This window comes from Psittacicella hinzii (assembly GCF_003585885.1).
Taxonomy (GTDB): Bacteria; Pseudomonadota; Gammaproteobacteria; order Enterobacterales; family Psittacicellaceae; genus Psittacicella.
Window position 1 is genome coordinate 1 of record NZ_NRHC01000096.1, and the last position, 5,739, is coordinate 5,739.

4 protein-coding genes and 1 pseudogene are annotated in these 5,739 nt (G+C 33.9%); 3 read left to right on the forward strand and 2 right to left on the reverse strand.

Annotated elements, in window-relative coordinates; translation table 11 throughout:
• Positions 1–290 (forward strand): annotated as a pseudogene (locus CKF54_RS08185) (hypothetical protein); the annotation flags it as partial.
• Positions 291–483: 193 nt separating this feature from the next.
• On the opposite strand, the gene CKF54_RS06760 reads toward CKF54_RS08185, so the two are convergent.
• Positions 484–1,533, reverse strand: coding sequence for a murein transglycosylase domain-containing protein (locus tag CKF54_RS06760; RefSeq protein ID WP_222987557.1), 1,050 nt, complete (start codon positions 1,531–1,533; stop codon positions 484–486).
• A 153-nt stretch (positions 1,534–1,686) separates the two neighbouring features.
• A complete protein-coding gene (locus CKF54_RS06765; RefSeq protein WP_119525600.1) occupies positions 1,687–2,001 on the reverse strand; it encodes an oxidative damage protection protein in 315 nt (104 codons plus the stop codon).
• 1,310 nt (positions 2,002–3,311) lie between these two features.
• Here CKF54_RS06765 and yaaA point away from each other — a divergent pair.
• A complete protein-coding gene (gene yaaA, locus CKF54_RS06770) occupies positions 3,312–4,094 on the forward strand; it encodes a peroxide stress protein YaaA (RefSeq protein WP_119525601.1) in 783 nt (260 codons plus the stop codon).
• A gap of 431 nt (positions 4,095–4,525) precedes the next feature.
• Positions 4,526–5,563: a cation diffusion facilitator family transporter gene (locus tag CKF54_RS06775; RefSeq protein WP_119525602.1), complete on the forward strand. Its 1,038-nt coding sequence runs from the start codon at positions 4,526–4,528 to the stop codon at positions 5,561–5,563.
• Positions 5,564–5,739: the final 176 nt, after the last annotated feature.

Genomic DNA, 5,739 nt, shown 5'->3' on the forward strand with positions numbered 1-5,739 from the left:
TCGAAAAAGTATTCAGAGATCTTAAAAATGACCAAGATTTCAATAGATTGAAAACAAAAAACAGTGAGACTACGAATGGAAAGATATTCTTAGTATTCCTAGCATTGATACTACGTAGTCACATGAAAAGATTGATAAAAGAAGATACGGTTACCATAAAATATACACTTAATAATGTAATCGAAGAGTTGGAAGATATTCGAATTCTAAATGACGGTAACAACAAATCTTTAGTAACTTTAAATGCTGAACAAAAGAATATAATCAGAGTTTTTGATTTAAGTATCTAATAAGAAAATGCAGTAGCTATTAAGCTACTGCATTTTCTTACGGCTATAAAAAATTACGGATTTCAGGTTGAAAGAGAACGAGAGAACAAAAAAGAACGCAAAGCCTATTGGTTTTGCGTTCTTTTTTACATTAAGATGTTGTTAGTACTTAAACACCAAGATGTTTTTTGGTACTTACAGTTTAAGACGTTGTTTAATACTTAGAGTAAGCTTGATTAACTTTCCATAAGTAACGACGTGTCTCTGCAGAATAGTGGTTCTTGGTAATGTGGTTATAGATTTGTTGTGGAGTCATGCGGTTAATGACATCAATCGCTTTGGCGCGATCTTTGTGGAAAGTTGATAGCATGCCACCAGGACCACCGTTATAAGAGCCAATTAACAGATAACGTCTTGAAAGAGGATTTTTTACATTCTGGAAGTAACGCGTTTGCATAATATGAATGTAAGTCGCCCCAAACTTAATGTTGTTCTCTGGATTAAAGAGGAACTTCTCGGTAGGTTGACGATCCATTCCTTGGTATCGATTTACTTCAAGTCCAGCTGTACGTGGAACAATTTGCATTAAACCGATAGCACGTGAAGATGAAATTGCGTAAGGGTTAAATGCTGATTCGATTTCCATAATTGCAAACATTAGTTTTGGATCAACATTATATTGGCTTGCGTATTTTAAAACTAAAGGACGGTACTGACTTGCACGAGCAGCTAAGTGGTCTTTGATTAGAGGAAGATCAATAAAGTAGTCAAAACTTCCATTAGCAAGCGTTTTAATGGCAATCTTTTGATTAAGCAGGTAGCGAGCAAATTGCTCTGCTTGTGCATAAGTACGAATAGATTTACCATTATTATCCACTACCTGATTTGCTAAGAATGGTGTACCACCGTTAAAAGGAATACTTGTATCGTAAAGGGTACCGTATTCTGGGCTAGTGTCCATTAATAGGGTATAGATAATTTCATTTTTAAGAACGTCATAGTAGTTTTCGTTTACAGTTTCAAAACGAATAAAACCACTTGCTAAGTGAATTGCTGAACGTGTTTTCCAGTTATCCGAATATTTTACTATGTCGGTAGGTCCGAACATAATTTCGTTAACTCCCCAAATATTATTGAGGTTGTTATTTAAATCACGCACAAAACGGTCAAGTTGGAGTTGATCATCAGCAGGTGCGGCTGCAGTTACGCTTGGACCTGAAGATGAACATGAAGCAAGAATTACTCCGGCTGTAATTGCAGTCAACCAGATACCTAACTTCTTTTTTAAAATTGTAGTCTTAGATATTACAAGGTTCATTATTTGCGTTCAGTTAAAAAATCGAGCCTCAAGAATTTGAGGCTTTTTATAGAGGAAAGAGGTAATGTTTACCAGTCTTGCAAGATTTTAACGTGAGGATTAAAGTGCTTTATATTTACCTTCACCAGCTTCTTCTTGCTCTTTTTTCTCTGGAGCTACATAACCTTGTACTGTCACATCCTTGCCGTTGAATAAGAAGTCTTCCATTGCTTGTTCAAGGATTTTACGATGTTCAAGGTTCATAAGGTTATAGTGATGTTCGTTTACTAGCATCGTTTGTTTCTTTAACCAAATAGCCCAAGCTTCTGCTGAAATATTTTCAAAGATACGTTTGCCAATTTCACCTGGGTAAAACTGCATAGGTAAACCTGGAGCTTCTTTTTGTAAATATTGGCAAAAAACCATACGTGTCATAGTTAAAACATCCTTTTTGTGTGGTTAGAATAAAACTTTTTCTCCTATATTTTACCATTAAAGAGCAAGTAATCGGCAAATAGTTAAAGAGGTTAACCTTAACTAAGCATGTTAGCAAGCGTGTTAACCCCATGAAAGTAATGCTACAGGTTTACTTGAGAGTAAGGGTAAAAATAAAGGTCTTGGAAGTTATGAGATCCTAGAGATAAGTAAAGCTACGGTTTAGCTAGTTTAGCTAGTTTAGCTCAATTGCAGCAAGGTGTTGAGTAAAGTAAAATCTAGAATGTGAAGAATGTAAGGTAAATTAAAGTCGCAGATTGAAGCCTCAAATTAAAGTTGCAACATTGGATACTCAAATTGAAGTTGTAAATTATATCTTCAAATTGAATTCTGAAATTGAGTTCTGATAAGACCGGTAATCTTTAGGAAGATAAGGGCAATAATCTAATTTACAATGAGGTAGTTTCGATAATGGAAGAAAATCCGTGAGTTAATTTTTTGTTATTTCTTTGTGTTATTTGGCTGGTCTGCCCCAGAGCAGTTCCAAAATTCTAGTGAGCTGTATCCCCCAAATGCTAGACAAAATTAGAAACTAACATTGGTTTTCATTGAGTTTTAATTAAGCTTTATTGATTGGCTTCATTTCTTTTGTCGCTTCTTCATTACCTCTTAGTAGGCTTGGTGTAGGTTTGGTAACTTAGTAGGGGGGGTAAAGTATGCTGTTAGTAAACTTAGTCGGCTATAGTGAACAGTAGCAGGCTTCAATATTTTTGAGTTTTTAAGCAGAGTAAGCTTTATTTACGCTTGCAATAAAAAATTATTTCGCTATAATAGCAACATCATAAAAGTATATCCACAATAGAAGTGGATTTACCTAGATTTGAACTAGTGTTGAAGATCTACTGTTGGTTTAACATAATTTATCCCTAATGATTTTTGATAAATTTATGTTTACTAAGTAGTTTCTCATTAGTAATTGTGTTATTTGGCAAAGCTCCCTTAAGATCATTCTCTTGATTTTGAGGGAGCTTTGCTTTTGGCGCTGTAAAATCTTGAGATTAAGAGTAAAACGCGTTACTAATTGAATAATATCCTAAATACTGGGCAAAACGAAAAGCTGGTATTTGGGAGTATTGCCTAGTATGTAAAATTTATTGATTATTTTTACTTATCGATGTATTTGTTTTTATAACTTTTTGTGTTATAATAAAATCGCAGTATTTTGCACTAGAATAAATTTACCCGTATGGCAAGAAAGCTAACCTAGTGTGAAGAACTAAGCGGGTAAAAAGATAATTTAAGGATTTCCTATGTTAGTACTTTTATCACCTGCAAAAACTTTTAATACTAAACTAGCAGTACCTTATGATTTTCCGGTACGCGCTCCAGAGTTTTACTCAACAAAAACTCAAGAGTTAATTAAAGAATTAAAAAAATTAGATTTAAAAGCGCTTGAGAGCCTTTTAGATGTAAGCGAAAAAATTGCGCAAACAAACTTAGAACGTTATACTTCTTGGACTAAAGAGCTTAATGCAGAGAATGCAAAACCTGCTGCTTTTAGTTTCTGGGGAGATGTAAATAAGCATTTTGACGCATTTTCTTTAAGCCAAGAGCAATTAGAATATGCAGACAATAATGTACTGTATCTAAGTGGTTTATATGGACCAGTACGTCCATTAGACGCAATTAAAGAGTACCGTCTAGAAATGGGTAAAGCTTTAGCAACTTCAGCTACTTGTAAAAACCTTTATCAGTTCTGGCAAAAAACTTTAGTTGATTACCTAAATCAACGTATTAAAGACGAAAAACATAGTTTTATTTTAAACCTAGCTTCAAAAGAATACGCAGGTGCTGTTGATTTTAAACAACTAAGCGTTCCAAGTATTGAAGTGCAGTTTAAAGACCAAAAGAATGGTGTTTATAAAGTTATTTCTGTAATTGCTAAACGTAGCCGTGGTGAGTTTGCTCGCTGGGTTGTGGAAAATAAAATTACAGAAGTAGAAGAGTTAAAAGGGTTTAACGTAGGTGGTTACTACTTTAAACCAGAAGAATCAACTGATTCGTTATTTACTTTTTATCGCGATGAAAAGTAAGTAATTAAATTTCAAGTGTTTGTGAATTTGAAGTCTAGATAGTTATATCTAGACTTTTTTAACAATTAAAGAGCTAGATTTGCTATAATTTACCTCTTTGCCAAAGATAGGTAATTAAGTTAAAAACTTGTTTAAAAGATGTCACGTATTTCTTCAAGATTTCATTGAAATTATTGAGGACTTTAAGTAAAAACTCATGTTTAGAATTAGAGTAATAGCTACATAGTTGGATAGACTTTGAATCTGGGGTTTGCACTTAAAAGGTGAACATCAGATCAGAACGTGAGGAGTGAATTTTGAGTTTTAACTATGTAATTTAACCTAGTTACGCTCTTTTTTACAAGAGAATAGTAAGAATTTGGTAAGAATTTAGTAAAAAACGAGTTAGTAAACGAGTAAGTAACGATTTTAGTTGGTATTTATCTCTAGTTATGAGTACAGTAAAACAACCTTTATCTGCAGAAGATTATAAACGTATAGTCGGTAAGGCTTCAGTAGCAGCAATTTGTACAGCCTTTAGTTTAATCTTGATTAAACTAGTGGTGGTAATTATGAGTAACTCTATTTCCCTGTATGCCTCTTTAATGGATTCAGTGTTTGACGTTACTTGTAGTTTAATAAACTTTATTATCTTGCGTAAAGCCCTTAAACCGGCGGATGTAGATCATACCTTTGGGCATGGAAAACTAGAATACTTTGGTATTCTCGGACAAAGTATTTTCATTGGTACCCTTGCTATCATGCTAATCATTAGTGCCGTAAACCGTTTTTCTACTCCTGTACCAATTGAAAAAACGACTTTATCAGTGGTTATTTTGATAATCACGATTATGGTAACTGCAGGGCTGGTTGCTTACCAACAACGTATTATCAATCTAACGGGATCCAAAATGATCCAAGTAGATCAAGCGCACTACAAGATGGACTGTTTTATGAATGGTTCAGTAGCTATTGCTATGATCTTTGCTCATTTTGGTTATGCTAAAGTAGATTTAATTTTAGCAATAATTATTGGTCTTTATATGCTCTACTCAGTTTATGAGATGCTCAAAACTGCAGTAGATGGTTTAACTGATAAAGTTCTCCCAGAAGAAGATTTAAAACTGATTGAGCTAACAATCAATAAACACCCTAAAGTTATTGGCATTCACGAGTTAAGAACTCGTCAAGCTGCCAATACGAAATACATTCAATTTCACTTAGAATTAGATAACGACATTCTTTTACGTGAAGCTCATGATATCTGTGATGAACTAGAAACTACCTTATTAGCGGTATTCCCAGATGCAATGATCACTATTCACCCAGAGCCTCAAAGTGTAGCAAAACTAGAAGCCGAGGGGAGATATCAAGCTAAAACAGATGAAGGCTTAATTGAGTTAATCCAAAACTTTGTTGATCAAGAGAATGACAATAAAGGTAATAAGAAAAACAAAAGCAAAGGCTCACATAAGAAGAAAGGGCAATAATTAGCTTTAACCTTTTAAGTCTTTTTAAGTCTTTAAAGTCTTTAAAGTCTTCAAAGTCTTTAAAGTCTTTAAAGTAATGTATAGTGATTTAATGTAACTAAAGAGGCAGGAGAAAAGTTCCTGCCTCTTTAGTTTTGTCTGGGTTACCTCTAGTTTAATCCTATTCTCCCGAAATT